15 protein-coding genes are annotated in these 16,508 nt (G+C 59.1%); 3 read left to right on the plus strand and 12 right to left on the minus strand.

From position 1 onward, the window contains the following. Positions 1 to 126: 126 nt before the first annotated feature. Positions 127 to 627 carry a protein-export chaperone SecB gene (gene secB, locus G7W63_RS11990; protein WP_166258006.1) on the plus strand — a complete coding sequence of 167 codons (501 nt, stop codon included), beginning with the start codon at positions 127 to 129 and terminating at the stop codon, positions 625 to 627. Between the two features lie 133 nt (positions 628 to 760). Here secB and trmL read toward each other — a convergent pair whose 3' ends face one another. The 5 genes from trmL to traF all read right to left on the minus strand — a co-directional run bounded on the left by trmL (position 761) and on the right by traF (position 7,755). Then, the gene (trmL, locus tag G7W63_RS11995; RefSeq protein ID WP_166258009.1) at positions 761 to 1,231 is read right to left on the minus strand and encodes a tRNA (uridine(34)/cytosine(34)/5-carboxymethylaminomethyluridine(34)-2'-O)-methyltransferase TrmL; all 471 of its coding nucleotides are present in this window, start codon (positions 1,229 to 1,231) and stop codon (positions 761 to 763) included. Next, complete coding sequence (locus G7W63_RS12000; RefSeq protein ID WP_166258012.1) at positions 1,232 to 2,410, minus strand: acetyl-CoA C-acetyltransferase; 1,179 nt, start codon at positions 2,408 to 2,410, stop codon at positions 1,232 to 1,234. 151 nt (positions 2,411 to 2,561) lie between these two features. After that, the gene (locus G7W63_RS12005; protein WP_166258015.1) at positions 2,562 to 3,689 is read right to left on the minus strand and encodes a tRNA nucleotidyltransferase/poly(A) polymerase-related protein; all 1,128 of its coding nucleotides are present in this window, start codon (positions 3,687 to 3,689) and stop codon (positions 2,562 to 2,564) included. 107 nt (positions 3,690 to 3,796) lie between these two features. After that, complete coding sequence (locus G7W63_RS12010) at positions 3,797 to 6,436, minus strand: EAL domain-containing protein (RefSeq protein WP_166258018.1); 2,640 nt, start codon at positions 6,434 to 6,436, stop codon at positions 3,797 to 3,799. Between the two features lie 65 nt (positions 6,437 to 6,501). Further along, positions 6,502 to 7,755: a conjugal transfer protein TraF gene (traF, locus tag G7W63_RS12015; RefSeq protein ID WP_423202290.1), complete on the minus strand. Its 1,254-nt coding sequence runs from the start codon at positions 7,753 to 7,755 to the stop codon at positions 6,502 to 6,504. Between the two features lie 291 nt (positions 7,756 to 8,046). Here traF and G7W63_RS12020 point away from each other — a divergent pair, with 291 nt between their 5' ends. Together G7W63_RS12020 and G7W63_RS12025 are read left to right on the plus strand one after the other, a co-directional pair. Next, the gene (locus G7W63_RS12020) at positions 8,047 to 8,586 is read left to right on the plus strand and encodes an LPP20 family lipoprotein (protein WP_166258023.1); all 540 of its coding nucleotides are present in this window, start codon (positions 8,047 to 8,049) and stop codon (positions 8,584 to 8,586) included. Between the two features lie 39 nt (positions 8,587 to 8,625). Further along, the gene (locus G7W63_RS12025; protein ID WP_341273683.1) at positions 8,626 to 9,843 is read left to right on the plus strand and encodes a flagellar assembly protein T N-terminal domain-containing protein; all 1,218 of its coding nucleotides are present in this window, start codon (positions 8,626 to 8,628) and stop codon (positions 9,841 to 9,843) included. Between the two features lie 40 nt (positions 9,844 to 9,883). On the opposite strand, the gene G7W63_RS12030 is transcribed toward G7W63_RS12025, so the two are convergent. Genes G7W63_RS12030 through sufB form a run of 7 tightly spaced genes read right to left on the minus strand, consistent with a single transcriptional unit; the run spans position 9,884 to position 16,144 of the window. Then, the gene (locus G7W63_RS12030; RefSeq protein WP_166258026.1) at positions 9,884 to 10,363 is read right to left on the minus strand and encodes a SufE family protein; all 480 of its coding nucleotides are present in this window, start codon (positions 10,361 to 10,363) and stop codon (positions 9,884 to 9,886) included. After that, on the minus strand, positions 10,363 to 10,905 hold the full coding sequence (gene sufT / locus G7W63_RS12035) for a putative Fe-S cluster assembly protein SufT (RefSeq protein ID WP_166258029.1): 543 nt from the start codon (positions 10,903 to 10,905) through the stop codon (positions 10,363 to 10,365). The genes G7W63_RS12030 and sufT overlap by 1 nt, the downstream gene beginning before the upstream one ends. Before the next feature lie 36 nt (positions 10,906 to 10,941). Next, positions 10,942 to 11,295 (minus strand): HesB/IscA family protein, encoded by a 354-nt coding sequence (locus tag G7W63_RS12040; protein WP_166258032.1) that lies wholly within the window; start codon positions 11,293 to 11,295, stop codon positions 10,942 to 10,944. Between the two features lie 13 nt (positions 11,296 to 11,308). Continuing rightward, positions 11,309 to 12,562 (minus strand): aminotransferase class V-fold PLP-dependent enzyme, encoded by a 1,254-nt coding sequence (locus tag G7W63_RS12045; protein ID WP_423202291.1) that lies wholly within the window; start codon positions 12,560 to 12,562, stop codon positions 11,309 to 11,311. Positions 12,563 to 12,583: 21 nt separating this feature from the next. Next, positions 12,584 to 13,870: a Fe-S cluster assembly protein SufD gene (gene sufD / locus G7W63_RS12050; protein ID WP_166258038.1), complete on the minus strand. Its 1,287-nt coding sequence runs from the start codon at positions 13,868 to 13,870 to the stop codon at positions 12,584 to 12,586. 12 nt (positions 13,871 to 13,882) lie between these two features. Continuing rightward, positions 13,883 to 14,641 (minus strand): Fe-S cluster assembly ATPase SufC, encoded by a 759-nt coding sequence (sufC, locus tag G7W63_RS12055; protein WP_166258041.1) that lies wholly within the window; start codon positions 14,639 to 14,641, stop codon positions 13,883 to 13,885. A gap of 54 nt (positions 14,642 to 14,695) precedes the next feature. Beyond that, positions 14,696 to 16,144, minus strand: a complete 1,449-nt coding sequence (gene sufB / locus G7W63_RS12060; RefSeq protein ID WP_166258044.1) for a Fe-S cluster assembly protein SufB — start codon at positions 16,142 to 16,144, stop codon at positions 14,696 to 14,698. Between the last annotated feature and the right edge of the window lie 364 nt (positions 16,145 to 16,508).

Here is a 16,508-nt window from a genome sequence, read left to right on the forward strand (position 1 = left end):
GCACTGTTTCACAACACATCGCCGCCCGGGGGGGTAAACTCCCCGGGCTGAGTTCCGGACGGGCCGGAGCGTTCAACAAGAACAGGGCAGGGGTTATCCGCCCAGACCACAAGGTAAGGATTGAGCATGGCTGAAAACGATCAGGCCGCCGCAGGCAGTGAAAACCAGAACCAACCACAGTTTGCGCTGCAGAGAATCTATGTAAAGGACCTGTCCTTTGAGTCTCCCAATTCACCCGCGGTATTCCAGGAGAAGTGGAAGCCCCAGGTGAACCTGGACCTCAACACCAGCAACACCAAGATCAGCGACAACCAGTACGAAGTGGTTCTGTCCCTGACGGTGACTTCCAAAATGGAAGACAAGGTTGCGTTCATCGTCGAGATCCAGCAGGCAGGGGTTTTTCTGGTCAAGGGTATCGAGGGCCCGCAGCTCGGCCAGATGCTGGGTGCATACTGCCCCAATATTCTGTTCCCCTATGCCCGCGAAGCCATCGACAGCCTGGTAAACAAAGGCAGCTTTCCGGCCCTGATGCTGGCGCCGGTGAACTTCGACGCCATCTACCAGCAGGCGCTCAAGCGTCAGCAGGAAGAGCAGTCAGGCGAGCAGAAAGAAGAACAGACCCATTGATCGGGAGAATTGCTGAAACTGCAGTTCACTGATTGACGGGAGCTAGAGGACAAAAAAGAGAGCGGCAACCCGCTCTCTTTTTTTATGGGTCTGGCTCGTCATGAATACTTATCTGGCAGCTCACTTGCGGATCCTAGGCGCCGCCTTCAAATCCCAGTTGGCGCCAGGCTTCGTAGACCACCAGGGCAGCGGTATTGGAGAGGTTCAGGCTTCGGCTGTCCGGGCGCATGGGTATTCGCAGTCGCCTGTCCTCGGGCAACCCGGATCTTACGTCCACCGGCAAGCCGCGGGTTTCCGGGCCGAACATGAGGTAATCGCCCGGCGCATACTGAACCCGGTGGTACGGCCGGGTGCCCTTGGTGGTAAGCCCGAACAGACGCACTGGCTTTTCGGTGGCAAGAAAGGCCGGGTAACTGGCATGGACGGTCACTGTCGCGTACTCAGCGTAGTCCAGGCCGGCCCGGCGCAACTGCTTGTCCTCAAGGTTGAAGCCCAGGGGCTCAATCAGGTGTAGCCGACAGCCGGTATTGGCGCAGAGCCGGATGATGTTGCCCGTATTCGGGGGGATCTCCGGCTCGTAGAGCACCACATTCAAAAGAGTCACTCAGCGTTCGATTGCCAGCGCCACACCCATACCACCACCAATACACAGGGTGGCCAGGCCTTTTTTGGCATCACGCCGTATCATCTCGTGAAGCAGCGACACCAGCACCCGGCAGCCGGAAGCGCCAATGGGATGACCCATGGCGATGGCGCCGCCATTGACGTTCACCCGGCTGGTATCCCAACCCATCTCACGATTGACAGCGATGGCCTGGGCAGCAAAAGCCTCATTGGCTTCCACCAGGTCGAGATCCTCAAGTGACCAGCCGGCTTTCTCCAGGCAACGACGGCTGGCGCCGATAGGGCCTGTCCCCATGATGGCGGGGTCAACACCGGCACTGGCATAGCCGCGGATCGTAGCCAGCGGTGTGAGCCCGAGTTCGGCGGCTTTTTCCGCACTGCAGACCATGACAGCCGCAGCACCGTCGTTCAGGGAAGACGCGTTGCCAGCAGTAACACTACCTTCCTTCTTGAACGCGGGTTTCAATTTGGCCAATCCGGCGGCGTCAACGCCGTCACGGGGGCCTTCATCGCGGGCCATGGTGACCGGATCGCCTTTGCGCTGGGGTACATCCACCGGCACGATCTGATCATCGAAATAACCTGCTTTCTGGGCTGCGACCGCGTTCTGTTGCGAGGCAGCGGCAAAGGCATCCTGCTCTTCCCGGCTGATACCCCACTTCTCGACAATGTTTTCTGCCGTGACGCCCATGTGATAGCCGTTGAAGGCATCCCAGAGGCCATCCTTGATCATGGTGTCAACCAGTGCCCAGTCACCCATGCGCTGGCCGTTACGGCTGTTGGGCAGGACGTGTGGGGCCTGACTCATGCTTTCCTGACCGCCGGCGATCATCAGTTCGGCGTCGCCGCAGCGAATAGCCTGCACCGCCATATGGACGGCCTTGAGGCCTGAGCCGCAGACCTTGTTGATGGTCATGGCAGGGACGCTAGCCGGCAGACCTGCATTCAGTGCCGCCTGACGCGCCGGGTTCTGGCCGACCCCTGCAGTGAGCACCTGGCCCAGGACCACTTCATTGACCTGATTCGAGTCGACACCGGTGTCCTGCAGAATAGCCCGGATAACCGCGGTGCCCAGTTTGTCGGCAGACAGGGTGGAGAGCCCACCACCGAAAACCCCGATCGCTGTACGTTTGGCTGCAACAATGACGACGTCACGCATGGTGTTCTCCAGTCCGTGTGGTGTGAGTAGGCTATCAGTGTACCCCAGCGCCCCGGGTGGCCCAACAGGAAGATGGCTGAATAGGGGGTGAGCAACACGGGAAGGAACCCGTGCTGGCGCATGACTACAGCTTGAAGTCGCGACAGACGCGTCAGCCATCGGCTTCCGAGTGGTCGTTGCTGTCCGGGTCCAAGCCCCGGATGTTTTCCAGGCGCCGGTTACGGATCGCTTCGCCCATGGCTTTGCCGCTGAAACCCTGAGCCAGCAGATCCGTGGGGTCTACTGCCCGGGCTGCGGCTTCGGCCTGGCGCAAACGATCAGCAGAGCCGGGTGGAAGTGGCGGGTTGAGGCATTGGCACACCACCAGCAACTCTTCGAAGCGCTCCGGCCGGCGCCAGGCATCGCATTGTTCAAGAACATCAAGCCGGGCTTCCGGTGTGCTGGCTTGCAGCAGATCCTGTTTTTTGGCGGCGACAAGCATGGCCAGTTCACGGTGCGCGTTGGGACATTTCAGGGCGGCTGAGCGCTGCCTGACCAACTCGGGAGGCACCGGCGACATCAGGGCGGCGTAGCGGGGTTCTGTGGTCGTTTTTTGATCGCTGATGCAGGCCAGGGCCTCCAGTGCGGTCGCTAGCACCTGCCTTGTGGCCAGTTCTGGTATGAGTCTGGCAAGGGCGCCACACTGGTCCAGGACCTGGAAAAATACGCCCGGCGCAGGCTCACCCAGGGCCCGCTCTATTTCCTGCCAGACCCGCTCGGGGACCAGGTGCTCTACCTCATCCGCCTCAACCATACGGGTCATCAGCGCCATGGTCTCATCCGCGACCCGGAAGCCGAGGTTGCCGAAGCGTGCGGCGAACCGTGCCGTCCTCAGTATGCGTAGGGGGTCTTCGGCGAAGGCGTCCGAGACGTGCCGGAGAATGCGCCTGTCCAGATCCGCACGGCCATTGAACGGGTCGACAAGAGTGCCGTCTGTACTCTGTGCCATGGCGTTGATGGTGAGGTCCCGGCGCAGCAGGTCGTCTTCGAGGGTGACGTCGGGGGCGCTGTACACGGTAAAACCATGGTAACCCTGGCCGGCCTTGCGCTCGGTGCGGGCCAGTGCATATTCCTCGCCGGTGACCGGGTGAAGAAAAACCGGAAAGTCGGCACCGACCTGCCGGTAGCCCTTCTCCTGCATTTGCTGGGGTGTGGCACCGACCACGACCCAGTCACGGTCCTTGACCTCCAGGTCGAGCAGGGCGTCCCGTACGGCGCCGCCTACAAGGTAAATTTCCATCTTTGCTGTATCCCGGTTTCGACGCCCGGCCAGGCGGGCTAAAATAATGAGGGATTATCCTGCCAGGGGAGGGCGAGCGCAAACAACCGGTGCAGTTGGGGAAGGAGTCAGGCCGTCAGGCTGGAATGCTTGGACCAGGCCGATTCAGCCAGCCAGACCAGGGCATCATTGGCCCGCATCGGCCGAGCCAGGTGATAACCCTGCACATAATCGCAGCCGAGTTTGCGCAGAAGGGCCTGGGTGGTTTCGTTCTCAACGCCTTCTGCCACAACCTCATAACCCAGGTCGTGGCACATGTTAATGGTCGTCCGGACAATGGTGGCATCCCCGTGGTTACGGTCCATGCCCATGACAAAGGAGCGGTCGATCTTGATTTCATTAACCGGCAGCTGGCGGATATAGGACAGCGAAGAGTGCCCGGTGCCGAAGTCATCAATGGACAACCTCACCTTGGCAGATTTCAGCGCCTGGAGGACGCGCAGGCTCCGCTTGGGGTCAAGCATGGCGGCTGTCTCGGTGACTTCCAGAACCAGGCGCCTGGCGACCACGTAATTCTTGGCCAGGAGATCGCAGACCTCATCACAGAAGTCGGGTTCCCGCAGGTTGATGGCGGAAATATTGACCGATACGGTTGCGTCGCAGCCTGCCTTGTCCAGGGTGTTGCAGAAGCTCAGCGCCTTCTGCAGGACCCATTGGGTCAGGGGCTTGATGAGCCCGGTCTGCTCTGCCATGGGGATGAACTCATCCGGCGGGATAAACCCATGCTGCGGATGTGACCACCGTAGCAAGGCTTCGAACCCGGCCACCCGGGCGCTGGCCAGGTGGATCTGGGGCTGAAAGTGGAGCTCCAGTCGGTCTGAGCGAAGCGCTTCCCTGAGTTCAGTCATCAGGGTCAGGCGCCGGGGGCTGTAAGGATTCATCTCAGCCTTGTACACCGCCATATTGCCACCGCCGACACCGGCCTGGTCGAGGGCAATGAAGGCGTGGCGCAGCAGGGTCTGGGCGTCGTCTTCCAGGGTTTCGACAAAACTGGCGCCGATGACAAACCCCATCTCGAGCAGCAGGCCCTTGAACTCGATGGGCTCGGCGAAGCGCTCGGCCAACTCAGCAGCTTGGGTCAGCAGCCGCTGGCGATCGTCGTCCTGCAGGGCAAAGGCAAAGCTGACGCCCTCAACGTGGGCAACGCACTTGGTGTCCGGCCCATTGCCCTCCAGATAGACCGCCTGCACCGTACCGGCCACCAGCCGGTTCATGCGATCGGCGAAGAGGGTCAGCAGCTCATCGGCATAACGGTGGCCAAGGGTCTTGTTAATGTCATCGAATCGCCGCAGGTGAAGCATGAAAACAGCGGAGGGAGCCGCCTCATTGCCGGAAATGGCCTGGTCCACAACCCGTTCGAAGATGCTGCGGTCCGGCAGCCCGGTGAGTTCATGGTGGCTGGAGGCCCGCAGCAGCGCGGCTTCGGCTCCCCGTTGCTGCTTCAGTGCTTCCAGGGTCGCCTGCCGTTCCCGCACGGATGCCCGGCGTTCGCGGTTGAAGCGGTCCGCCAGCGCAAAGGCGAACAGCAACGCCAGCGCCGAGGCACCGATAGGTATGCCGTGATCAGTGAGTTGGGACGTGGGCAGGAACCCGAGTTTGTTGAGCAGTGTCAGCAGACTTCCCCCCAACAGGGCGAGCCAGGCAATGGTGAACAGGCGGGCATTCTTGTTGCCCTTTTGCCAGAGGACAATGCCAACACTGATGTTGGCCAGAGCCACGACCACTGCCATCAGCACACAAAAACGAGTGGATAGCTCGTAGGGCATGAAAACTGCGCTCAGAGCGCCGAAACCGGTCAGTCCGATCAGGCCGAGAAACGCCCGGTTCCAGACCGGATGGTAACCGCGCAGCTCCAGGTATTCCCTGGTAAACAGGCAGACCCAAAGTTGGATGAGGGGCACTATCAACATTATGACGTATTGGTGTACCAGGGGCAGGCCCGGGTACAGGTACTGGAAAGTGACGCCGTCCAGACTCGCGATCAGGACCAGGGTGGCGCTTACCACGCCAACGTAGTACAGGTAGGCGCGCTCCCGCAGCGACAGATAGAGAAACAGATTGAACAGAGCCATAACCAGCATCACCCCGTAGAACATGCTTTCCAGGGTAAGTTCGAGATCGCTGTGTTCGGCAAACGCTGCCGGGTCCCAGAGTGTCAGAGGAACCTGAAGTGCGCCGGATGTCTGGATGTGCAGATAGACTGTCGCAGATTCCTTCGCTGCCAGGGTAATCGGGAACAGGAAGTTCCGGTGCGCCACCGGTCGGCTGTTAAAATGCAGGGTATCTCCCGTCGCCGCCAGAAGGTCGAGCTGCCCGGCGGTTGCGGTATAGACAGCGACTTTGTCCAGCAGAGGGTAGGCCAGTTCGATGACCCGTACGATAGTCTGATCACTGCTGTTGCTGACCGTCAGACGAAACCAGTGGGGTTGGGTGGTATATCCGAGATTGACATCGCCGGAGGCCTGTCGCCAGTCTGAGGCGGAAAGCTCTGCAATTTCACTGGCCGGCAAGTCAGTCCCTGTAAACTGGACAAAGTCGCTCAGTTCCTGGCGTGTGCCAGAAGCATCTGCAATCGCCAGGGTCTGAGCTTGCCCATGCGCCGGCAGTCCCAGAACAAGCAGCGCCACGACCACCGCAGCTGAAAACGCTGGCAACCAGCGAGTCAGGCGTGTCGGTAGCCTATGAAAGCTGCCTCGTCTGAAGACCATAAGCATCAGCCTGTTATTATTATCAGCGGGTAAACCCGGCTGCTTCCTGAACCGAATCTACTGCTTCAGAAAGCCGCTCCCAGCTCAATGGCTGCGCCCAGGTCTGCATCACTGACCAGGCCGGCGATGTCCAGCCGGGCACCGAATGGTGCAAGGCCTACCCCAAAGGTCAGCTGCGTCTTTTCTTCAATACCAGAGTTATCGTCGTTGCTGGCTAGGTTCTGACGGGCACCGAAACGTAACTGGGCATAGCGGAAGGCATCCAGTTCCGCACCGACGGCAAGCCACTGGGTATCGTCGCCGTAGCCGAAGGCTTTTTGCTTGTTCAGATCGAGCTCGGCGGTCAGCACATGAAACTCACCGCTGTGGGCAATACCGGCTGTGGCCAGAGGGCCCAATTCGAACGTATGCACCTCTTCGTCAACACGCGACGCTGCAGAATCCAGTTCCATCGGGATGACGTTTTTAATCGCCAGACCCGCATTCCACTGCTGTTCCTCACCGAAGGCGTAGGCAGCGCCCAGGTCAAAGTTGAATCCTGATTTGTCAGTCTGGCTGTCGTCCGCATCGAACTCGTCATCGTCAAAGCTGGAAACGGTCTGGGTGTACTGGAAGGTCTGAATCTGAACATACTTCGGCGAGATACCGATCTGGACGCTGCGTTCCTGGATATCAAAGGAGCGTGCGAACGCAACGCCTACTTCTGCCACGGCCGATGCCAGAATACGGCCCCGGGACTGGAGGTCACGCTCAAGATCTGCAAACAGCAGTTCGTCCTTGTCCGCGTTCTCCAGGTTGGCCAGGAACTGGTCATCGGCTTCATCAAACTCGCCACGCACGGTGGCCCTCAAGGTGGCATTGGTAAACACACCCACGGAAACACTATTGTTAGGAACAGCCAGACTCAGGCCCAGGCCGGCATCAATACGAACCGTGTCACGATCAAACGCGTTCAGCTGCTCACGCAATTCGCCAGCGGTCTGACGGGCCTCTTCGGGTTGGGAGTTCTTGTCGATGTCGCCGAAGCGGTCGATGGTGTCCTGTATATCCTCAATCTGATCGATGGTTTCCTCTTCATCCGCAAAGCGGGCATGGATGGAGGGGAGGATCAGGCCAAAGTCGTCGGACCACTCATGCTGGCCGGCAGCTAGCATGGCCGGATTGCTGGTGTTGGCAGTGGCTGGATGGGCAACAGCTACACCGGTCCCGCCCATGGCGATGGAACGGGCGGTATTGAAAGGCTGGGCGCCAGCGAATGCTGATGTGGTCATGACGGAAAGGCTAACAGCCAGGGCAAGACGCGAAACCGGGGACGGCATCATACGAGAAGAACTCCACTGTTCTTTTTGCTTATACCCTGAGCCGGCAGACCCGGCTACAAGGCGATTTTTTTGGATTAATAGGTCCTTAGACTACTTCAAGCGCCAGGAATGGGCATGAGTGACACGGTTACGGTATGTTCGTGGTGTGTAACGGCGGTGGAATCTTGCCGCTTCTGGACCAGTGATTGTCGAGGATCCGACATTTACGACTTGAGAACAGGAGGTTAGAAATCTTGGCGCGAATTTTTCATGGACACGGCAAAACCGACGATTTTCCGGAGACAGACCATGACATTTCGCTGGATCAGTTGCTTACTGATTGTCGCCCTGGCCGGTTGTGCGCCGGTCGGCACGCACCAAAACTCCTATTCCGCTGACCAGGACCCGCGCCTTGAGCCGATTACGGTGCGGGTCAGCGGCTTTGGTACTTATGAAAATGCGGCGAAAGATCGTCTGGATACCCGCAAACGTCTGATGGCGCGGCGAGCCTCGCAGCTCGATGCCTATCGGAATCTTGCCGAGCGGGTCTACGGCACAGTGATCTACGGCAGCTCCACGGTGAATGACTTTGTGCTGCGAAATGACGTATTCCGTGCCTATGTGGACAGCTACATACGGGGCGCCAAGCTGGTGGCTGTGAACGAGCACAGCGATGGTGTTGTCGAGTCGGTGATGGAGTTGCGTCTGGAGCCCCGTTTCAGGGCCTGTGTTGCCGAGAACCAGGACTATCAGGTGCGGGAGCGCTGCCCGATTCCCATGCCCCGGCGGGACGACAGTGTCGGCGACGTGCAAAGCCGCAGTGTTGACTCACTGTACTATCTGAAATGAAGGGCGCCCTGTAGAGGCATCCTGAATGAGGACAATCTATTGACCAAGGTTGCTGTTTTGCGGCGCTACGCTTTGCTGGCGCTGTTCGGCTTTACTGCCAGCCTGAGTGTACCGGCGCAGTCGGTGGTGCTGGAAGGCACTGGCCAGGCTGTGATCCGGAACAATGATCTCGATGCCGCCCGCAGTGAGGCACGTCGGGCTGCCTTGCGGGAAGTTGCCCTGCAGTATGAGGCCGAGATTGCCAGTGAAGAGACCATGACCAATGGCGTTCTGACCGACTCGCGCCTGACCGTGGCGTCCCGAGCCCATGCCCGGGATGTCCGTATCATCAACGAATTCCAGAATGGCAACCTGCTGCGGGTTACCGTGAGCGCGGACATGTCGGCGGGTACTTCCTGCGGCCCTGGCGATGCCCGGCGGCTGCGCAAACAGGTTGCTGTTACCGGCTTCCCCATTGTGCGCCCAAGCGAGGCCGCTATAGGTCAGCTTGAAGATGCCGGCGAAGTATTGCCGCAGGTTCTCAAGGCCGCCCTTCATCAGGCCGGCCAGCTCCAGGTCCACGGTGCGACCAACATGCAGCTGTTCAATGACCTTGGCAATGCGCCTACCCGCCAGAATTTCGACAATACCCTCACCAACGTGATCGCGGTGGCCAGAGAGCTGGGGGTGCAGTTTGTGGTCACCGGCGTGATCCGGGACATCGCCATCTCTGACCCCTCTGCCTGGGGCTCGTCTGTAACGGCCCGTCTCAAGCGGGGGGTGGGCCTTGCCGACCAGAACCGGCGGTTCGTGGCGGACCTGATGGTCTATGACGGTTTCAGTGGCTCACCGGTTTACCAGGAGCGCTTTGCCTCCACGGCAAAATGGGACGCCGCACCTGGGGAGTCCGTTGGCTTCGGTTCAAATGGATTTGAAAACACAGACTATGGCCAGGCGGTCATGGGACTGATCGGAAATATGGCACAAGCAGTGGATGAAGCCCTGGCGTGCCAGCCGTTCATTACTCGCCTGACCCGGGTCGAGGGCCAGAAGGTGACTCTGGCCTCTGGCGCAACCGCCGGCCTCAGGCCGGGGGATGAGCTGCATCTGTATCGCAGCTACAGCTTCTTTGATGCGCCGGGGGCAACGCCGGAACTGCGGGACAGCGGCGTGGTGGTGCGCCTTGACAGCGTACACCCGGATTTCAGTAACGGGCTCATTCCAGTGTCAGGCGGCCAGGCGAACATCCAGAGGGATGACATGGCCATTATCTGGTGAGCTGCCTGCAGGTACAGGAAATCTGAGCCGGAATCCGGTCTCAGATTTTTTTTGGCTCCCCGGAGGTAGTTTCCCGGGCTGCCAGGTCACGGATCTTGCCGACCATCGCCCGCAGGCCGTTGCCACGGGTAGGGGAAATGTGCCGGAACAGGTCCAGGCGCTCAAACAGCTCGTCGATGTCGGTGCTCAGCAGCTCCCGCGGGGTCTGGTTGTTCAGGGCGACCAGAATGATGGCGGCCAGCCCGCGCACAATCATGGCATCGGAATCAATCAACAGGTACATCCTGCCTGAAGCCGGGTCCAGGTAGTGGGTCAGCCATACCTGGCTCTGACAGCCATGGACAAAGTTTTCATCCGTGCGTTCATCATCAGGAAACGACGGCAGCTGTTTACCAAGGTCAATGATGTAGGCGTAGCGGTCTTCCCAGTCGTCCAGGAACTCCAGGTCACTGATTACATCATCAATGGTGGTTGTGGTACCCAGGGGGTTGGTGACGAATTGCTCTGCCGTGGCGCCCATCAAAACATCCCCAGTTCTAGTTTGGCTTCATCAGTGAGCATGTCGCTGCTCCAGGGTGGGTCAAAGGTCAGTTCAACGGTAACCTTGTCCACATTCGGCACATGCTCGACCTTACGCTTGACGTCGTCGGTAATGACCGGCCCCATGCCGCAGCCGGCGGCGGTCAGGGTCATAAGGATGTAGACCTCGTTGCCGTTCTCGGTGTCGTTGCGGATCTCGCATTGGTAGATCAGGCCGAGGTCCACCACGTTGACCGGAATCTCGGGGTCATAGCAGTTGCGGATGGCTTCCCAGACCTGGTTCTCATTGACCGTGCCATCAGATGGGGTTTCAAAGCTGCTTTCCAGGGGCTGCTTGCCAAGGGCGTCGGCATCATGGCCTTCAATGCGCGCCAGATTGCCGTTGACGGCCACGGTGAAACTGCCCCCCAGGGCCTGTGTGATAGTCACAAAGGTATCGGACGGAATCATGATCTCCGTACCGGCGGGCACGAGCCGGGCTTCCACCTCGCGCTTGGTCAGGACGACTTCCCGTTCTTGCATGTAACTTTCTGGCCTCGTCTGGTCGCTGGCGCGGTATCAAACCACGGAAAAGCTCTCGCCACAGCCGCACTCAGCAGTCGCGTTGGGGTTGCGGAAATAGAACATGGAGTTAACGCCTTCGGTAATGAAGTCAATCTCCGTGCCATTGACGATGGGCAGGTGCTTGCGCTCGACGTAGATGTTGACGTCGTCCACGGTAAACACCTGATCATCGGCGCCGGTGTCCTCCACCCAATGGGTTTCGTATTTAAACCCTGAACAGCCGCTTTTTTTGACTGCAAGGCGGATGCCCTTGGCGTCCGGTTTCTTTGCCAGTTGCTTGCGCACATGGCTGACCGCGCTGGGTGTCATGGTGACCCCGACGGTCGGCGTAAAGGTTTCTGCCGTCATCGATTCGCCTCCATCAAACGAATAGTCGCTGGATTTTCTGGAGCGCAGCAAAGAGCTGGTCCACTTCCTCCAGCGTGTTGTAAAACGCAAAGGACGCCCGTGCAGTGCCCGGCACCCCGTACAGATCCATCAACGGCATGGCGCAATGGTTGCCTGTGCGGATTTCGATGCCTTGCTGATCCAGCAGCGTGCCTATATCACTGGGGTGTAAGCCGGCGATTTTAAAGGACAGCACCGGAACTTTGTTACTGGCCGTACCGATCACTTCCATGCCGGGCACGGTTTCAACCAGGCGGTTGGCGCGCTCAAGCAGTGCCTTTTCCGCGGCTTCAAATCCGGTACGGTCGAGGCTGTCCAGATAGTCGATGGCCGCCCCAAGACCAACGGCCTCGGCAATGGCCGGGGTACCGGCTTCAAACTTGTAGGGCAGGATGTTCCAGGTGGTGCGTTCGAAAGTCACTCGTTCGATCATCTCACCACCGCCCTGGTAAGGGGGCATGGCTTCCAGCAGCTCTTCACGGCCGTAAAGCACGCCGATGCCGGTGGGGCCGAACAGCTTGTGAGAGGAAAAGGTATAGAAATCGCAATCCAGAGCCTGTACATCCGGCTTGAAGTGGGGCACCGCCTGCGCACCATCGATCACCGTGATCACGTTGTGAGAACGGGCCTTGCGTATCAGTTCCTCAACCGGATTCACGGTACCCAGTACGTTGGACACGTGGGTGATGGCAAGAATACGGGTGCGCTCGCCCAGCAGGCTGTCGAAGGACTCCATGTCGATTTCGCCGGCGGTGGTGACGTGTATCGGGATTACCTTGGCGCCGGTGCGCTCGGCTACCATCTGCCAGGGCACGATGTTGGCGTGGTGCTCCATGTGGCTCACCAGAATTTCGTCACCGGCCTTGAGTTTGCCGGCCAGGCCATTGGCAATCACGTTGATGGCTTCGGTGGTGCCGCGGGTCCAGATGACCTGCCGGGTGCTTTTGGCGTTCAGAAAGGCCCGTACGGTTTCCCTGGCACCTTCAAAGGCCGAGGTGGCCCGGTCGCCCAGGGTATGGGCGCCCCGGTGGACGTTGGAATGGCTTTCGCGGTAGTAACGGTCCATGGCGTCCAGCACGGCCAGTGGCTTCTGGGACGACGCGCCATTGTCCAGGTAGACCAGGGGCTTGCCGTTGATGGTCTGGCTCAGGATCGGGAACTCCCGCCGTATCGCATCCACGTCAAACACCGGATTACTGATGGTCTTTGCTGTTGCCAGGTTGGTCACTGAAAGCTCCGTCATCCTCGTTCAGACCTCCACAAAAGTCCGGTCTATGAATTCGTTCAGTCGCGCCTGCGAAGTCTCTCGCACCAGGGCCACCGGGATCTGCTCGATGAGCTCATTGATAAACGCCATGCTGAGCAGGGTGGTTGCCTCGCGACGCCCTATGCCCCGGGACACCAGGTAGAAGATCGAGTCTTCATTGAGCTGGCCGACGGTGGCGCCATGGGCGCACTTGACGTCATCAGCGTAGATTTCCAGCTCCGGCTTGGTATCGATCTCGGCACCATTCGAAAGCAGCAGGTTCTTGTTGCTCATATTGGCGTTGGACTTCTGGGCATCCTGATGAATATGGATACGACCATTGAAGATAATGTGTGACTGATCCGCCGCGATGTTCCTGTAGGTTTCCTCACTGTTGCAGTGGGGTGCTACGTGCTCAATGGTCGTATGATTGTCGTAGTGCTGCTTGCCCTGGGTGACAACCACGCCGTTGAGTTTGCACTCTGCTCCGGGCTCTTCCAGACGGACCTGCAGGTCATGCCTGCGAAGGGGGCCTCCGAAGCCAACTGTGTGGCTCTCGAAACGGCTACTGGCCTTTAGCCGGGCCCCGGTGGCACCAATGTGCTGCACGTTCTCGCCATCCAGGGATAGACGCACACTGGTAACCTGAGCGCCTTCAGCCAGGGTGAACTCGGTGACCGCATTGACCATGGCAGGTTCGCCACCGGTACTGATGTATTCTTCAACCAGAGTAATCTTGCTGTGCCTGCCGGCGTCCACGTAGATGCGCGGGTAAGCTGAGCCACTGTGGCTGGCGTCGGTCTCGCAGACGATGAATAGAGGCTGATCAAGAACCGCATCGGGCTTGAGGCGGACCAGCAGGCCATCTTCAAAGCGGGCAGAGTTCAGACGCGCCAGCTGAACGGCGTTGCTGTCCAGGGTGTTATCGAGGCGCTCTGCCAGATCGGTGGCCTCGGTATCGCTGAGTTCCGAAAAGCTCTTGATTTCGATGCCGGCCGTGTCCGGATAAACACTCGCTTCAGGCACGATGACGCCATTGCGGAACACCACATGGTAGCCGTCAACCGCCAGTGCCGGGCCGGCCTTGCCTTCTGGGCGCAGACCCGTGGCAAGGGCTTCGTTCATCTGCAGGTAACGGCTGGAGTACTTCCAGTTCTCCGTTTTCCGGGTCGGCAGTGGCATATCGGCCAGGGCGGTGCCCCGCTGCTTGCGTAATGCGAGCAGAGGCGCTGGTAATTGCTGGCCTGCCGGCTCCAGGAACGCGGGGGAGAGCGTTGGTGCTGGTTTCATCAGTGCCTCTCCTTAGCTGGCCACAGCTTCATTGATGCCAAGCCAGCCGTAACCGCGCTCTTCAAGCTCGAAGGCCAGTTCCGGGCCACCGGATTTCACAATACGGCCGTCGGCCAGCACGTGAACGTAATCCGGCACTATGTGGTTCAGCAGGCGCTGGTAGTGGGTGACCATCAGAACGGCGCGATCTTCGGACTTGAGTGCGTTAACACCGTCGGCCACGACCTTGAGGGCATCAATGTCCAGCCCGGAGTCGGTTTCATCGAGAATGGCAAGGCGAGGCTTGAGCAAAAGCGCCTGCAATATCTCGTTGCGTTTCTTCTCACCACCGGAGAAGCCCTCGTTGACGCCGCGCTTAAGAAAGCTTGGATCCAGGTCCACCTGTTTGGAGGTTTCCCGGGCCAGTTTCATGAACTCGGCGGCGTTCATTTCGTCTTCGCCCCGGTGGTGCCGGAGTGCGTTCACAGCGGTGCGCAGGAACTGCATGTTGCTCACGCCGGGAATCTCGACCGGATACTGGAACGCCAGGAAAACCCCTTCCCGGGCACGCTCTTCGGTGGCCAGGTCCAGCAGATTGTTGCCGTCCATCAGCACTTCGCCGTCGGTGACCTCAAAGGCTTCATTGCCGGCGAGGACCTGGGACAGCGTGCTCTTGCCGGAGCCGTTGGGCCCCATGATCGCGTGAATTTCCCCGGCCTTGATCTCCAGGTTAATACCCTTGAGGATTTCCTTGCCCTCAACGGACGCGTGCAGATTCTTGATGCTCAGCATGGATCGGTATCTCTCTCGTCGTTCTATCAAGTTCGGTTCAGGTGGTTCGCTGTTTCAGCCCACAGAGCCTTCGAGACTCACTTCCAGCAGCTTGCCGGCTTCCACCGCAAACTCCATCGGGAGCTCTTTGAAGACCTCCTTGCAGAACCCGTTCACGATCATCGAGACCGCCTGCTCCGGGTCGATGCCACGCTGGCGGCACAGGAACATCTGTTCGTCACTGACCTTGGATGTAGTCGCCTCGTGCTCAAGAATCGCGCCCTTGTTCTTGCTCTCGATGTACGGGAACGTATGGGCGGCGGAACGGTCGCCAATCAGCAGTGAGTCGCACTGGGTGAAGTTACGGGCGCCTTCTGCGCCCGGGCCGAACTTGACCAGACCGCGATAGGCGTTGCTGCTGTGACCGGCGGAAATGCCCTTCGAAATGATCGTGCTGGAGGTGTTCTTGCCCAGGTGGATCATTTTGGTGCCGGTATCCGCCTGCTGGTAGTTGTTGGTCAGCGCGACGGAATAGAACTCACCAACGCTGTTTTCACCGCGCAGGATACAGCTGGGGTATTTCCAGGTAATGGCAGAGCCGGTTTCAACCTGGGTCCAGGAGATCTTGGAGTTCTTGCCGATGGCTGCGCCACGCTTGGTGACGAAGTTGTATATGCCACCCTTGCCGTTCTCGTCGCCGGGGTACCAGTTTTGCACGGTGGAATACTTGATCTGGGCATCGTCCATGGCCACCAGTTCAACCACGGCAGCGTGCAGCTGGTTCTCGTCCCGCATGGGCGCGGTGCAGCCTTCCAGGTAGCTCACATAACTGCCGGCCTCGGCGATAATCAGGGTACGCTCGAACTGACCGGTGTTGGCCGCATTAATACGGAAGTAGGTAGACAGTTCCATGGGGCAGCGCACACCCTTGGGCACGTACACAAAGGTGCCGTCAGAAAAGGTTGCTGCGTTAAGTCCGGCATAGAAGTTATCGCCCGCCGGCACCACTGAGCCCAGGTACTTCTTGATCAGCTCCGGGTGTTCCTGGACCGCTTCTGAAATGGAACAGAAGATAACCCCGGCTTTGGCCAGAGGTTCCTTGAAGGTGGTCGCCACGGATACCGAGTCGAACACCGCATCCACCGCAACCCCGGCCAGGGCAGCCCGCTCGTGCAGGGGAATGCCCAGCTTCTCGTAGGTGCGCAGCAGCTCCGGATCCACTTCATCCAGGCTCTGGGGCATGTCCTCGGGGCGCTTGGGTGCCGAGTAATAGGAGATGCTCTGGTAATCTATCTTCGGGTAGTGGACGTGAGCCCACTCCGGCTCATCCATTTCTAGCCACTTGCGGAAGGCCTTGAGACGCCATTCCAGCATGAACTCGGGCTCATTCTTGATGGCGGACAGGCGTCGAATGACCTCTTCATTTAAACCGGGCTCAAACGTATCGGCTTCGATTTCAGTGACGAAACCGTGCTCGTATTCACGTTTGATCAGCTCGTTCACCTGCTTGTCGGTGTTCGCCATGATCGTCGCTCCGTATCTCTCATCGTGGGCGGTTTCAGCCCTTTAGGTGTCTGCACCGGCTTTGCTTTTTGCCAGCATTTGTCCGGTTGATTCTCTCTTGCGGATGTCACAGCTTCTGTACTGTTACTACGCTGCGATCCGGCCTGTTGGATGACGGACGCCACCGGTTGGCACCGGCTGGTCTCGATCTTCTGGTGAACAAGTATACAATACTGGAGTAAATTAGTCAGGTATTAAATCCTGAGCGGCGTAATTATAGCGCAATCAGGGAGTGGGGCACCAAAGTACTGGCAAGGAAAGGCCAAAACCGTCCGCTATGGGGCGGAACGAGGTCAGGGGTCGAAGCAAAGCCCGATATTTGCCG

It is taken from the genome of Marinobacter salicampi, from assembly GCF_011074795.1.
Classification (GTDB): domain Bacteria; phylum Pseudomonadota; class Gammaproteobacteria; order Pseudomonadales; family Oleiphilaceae; genus Marinobacter; species Marinobacter salicampi.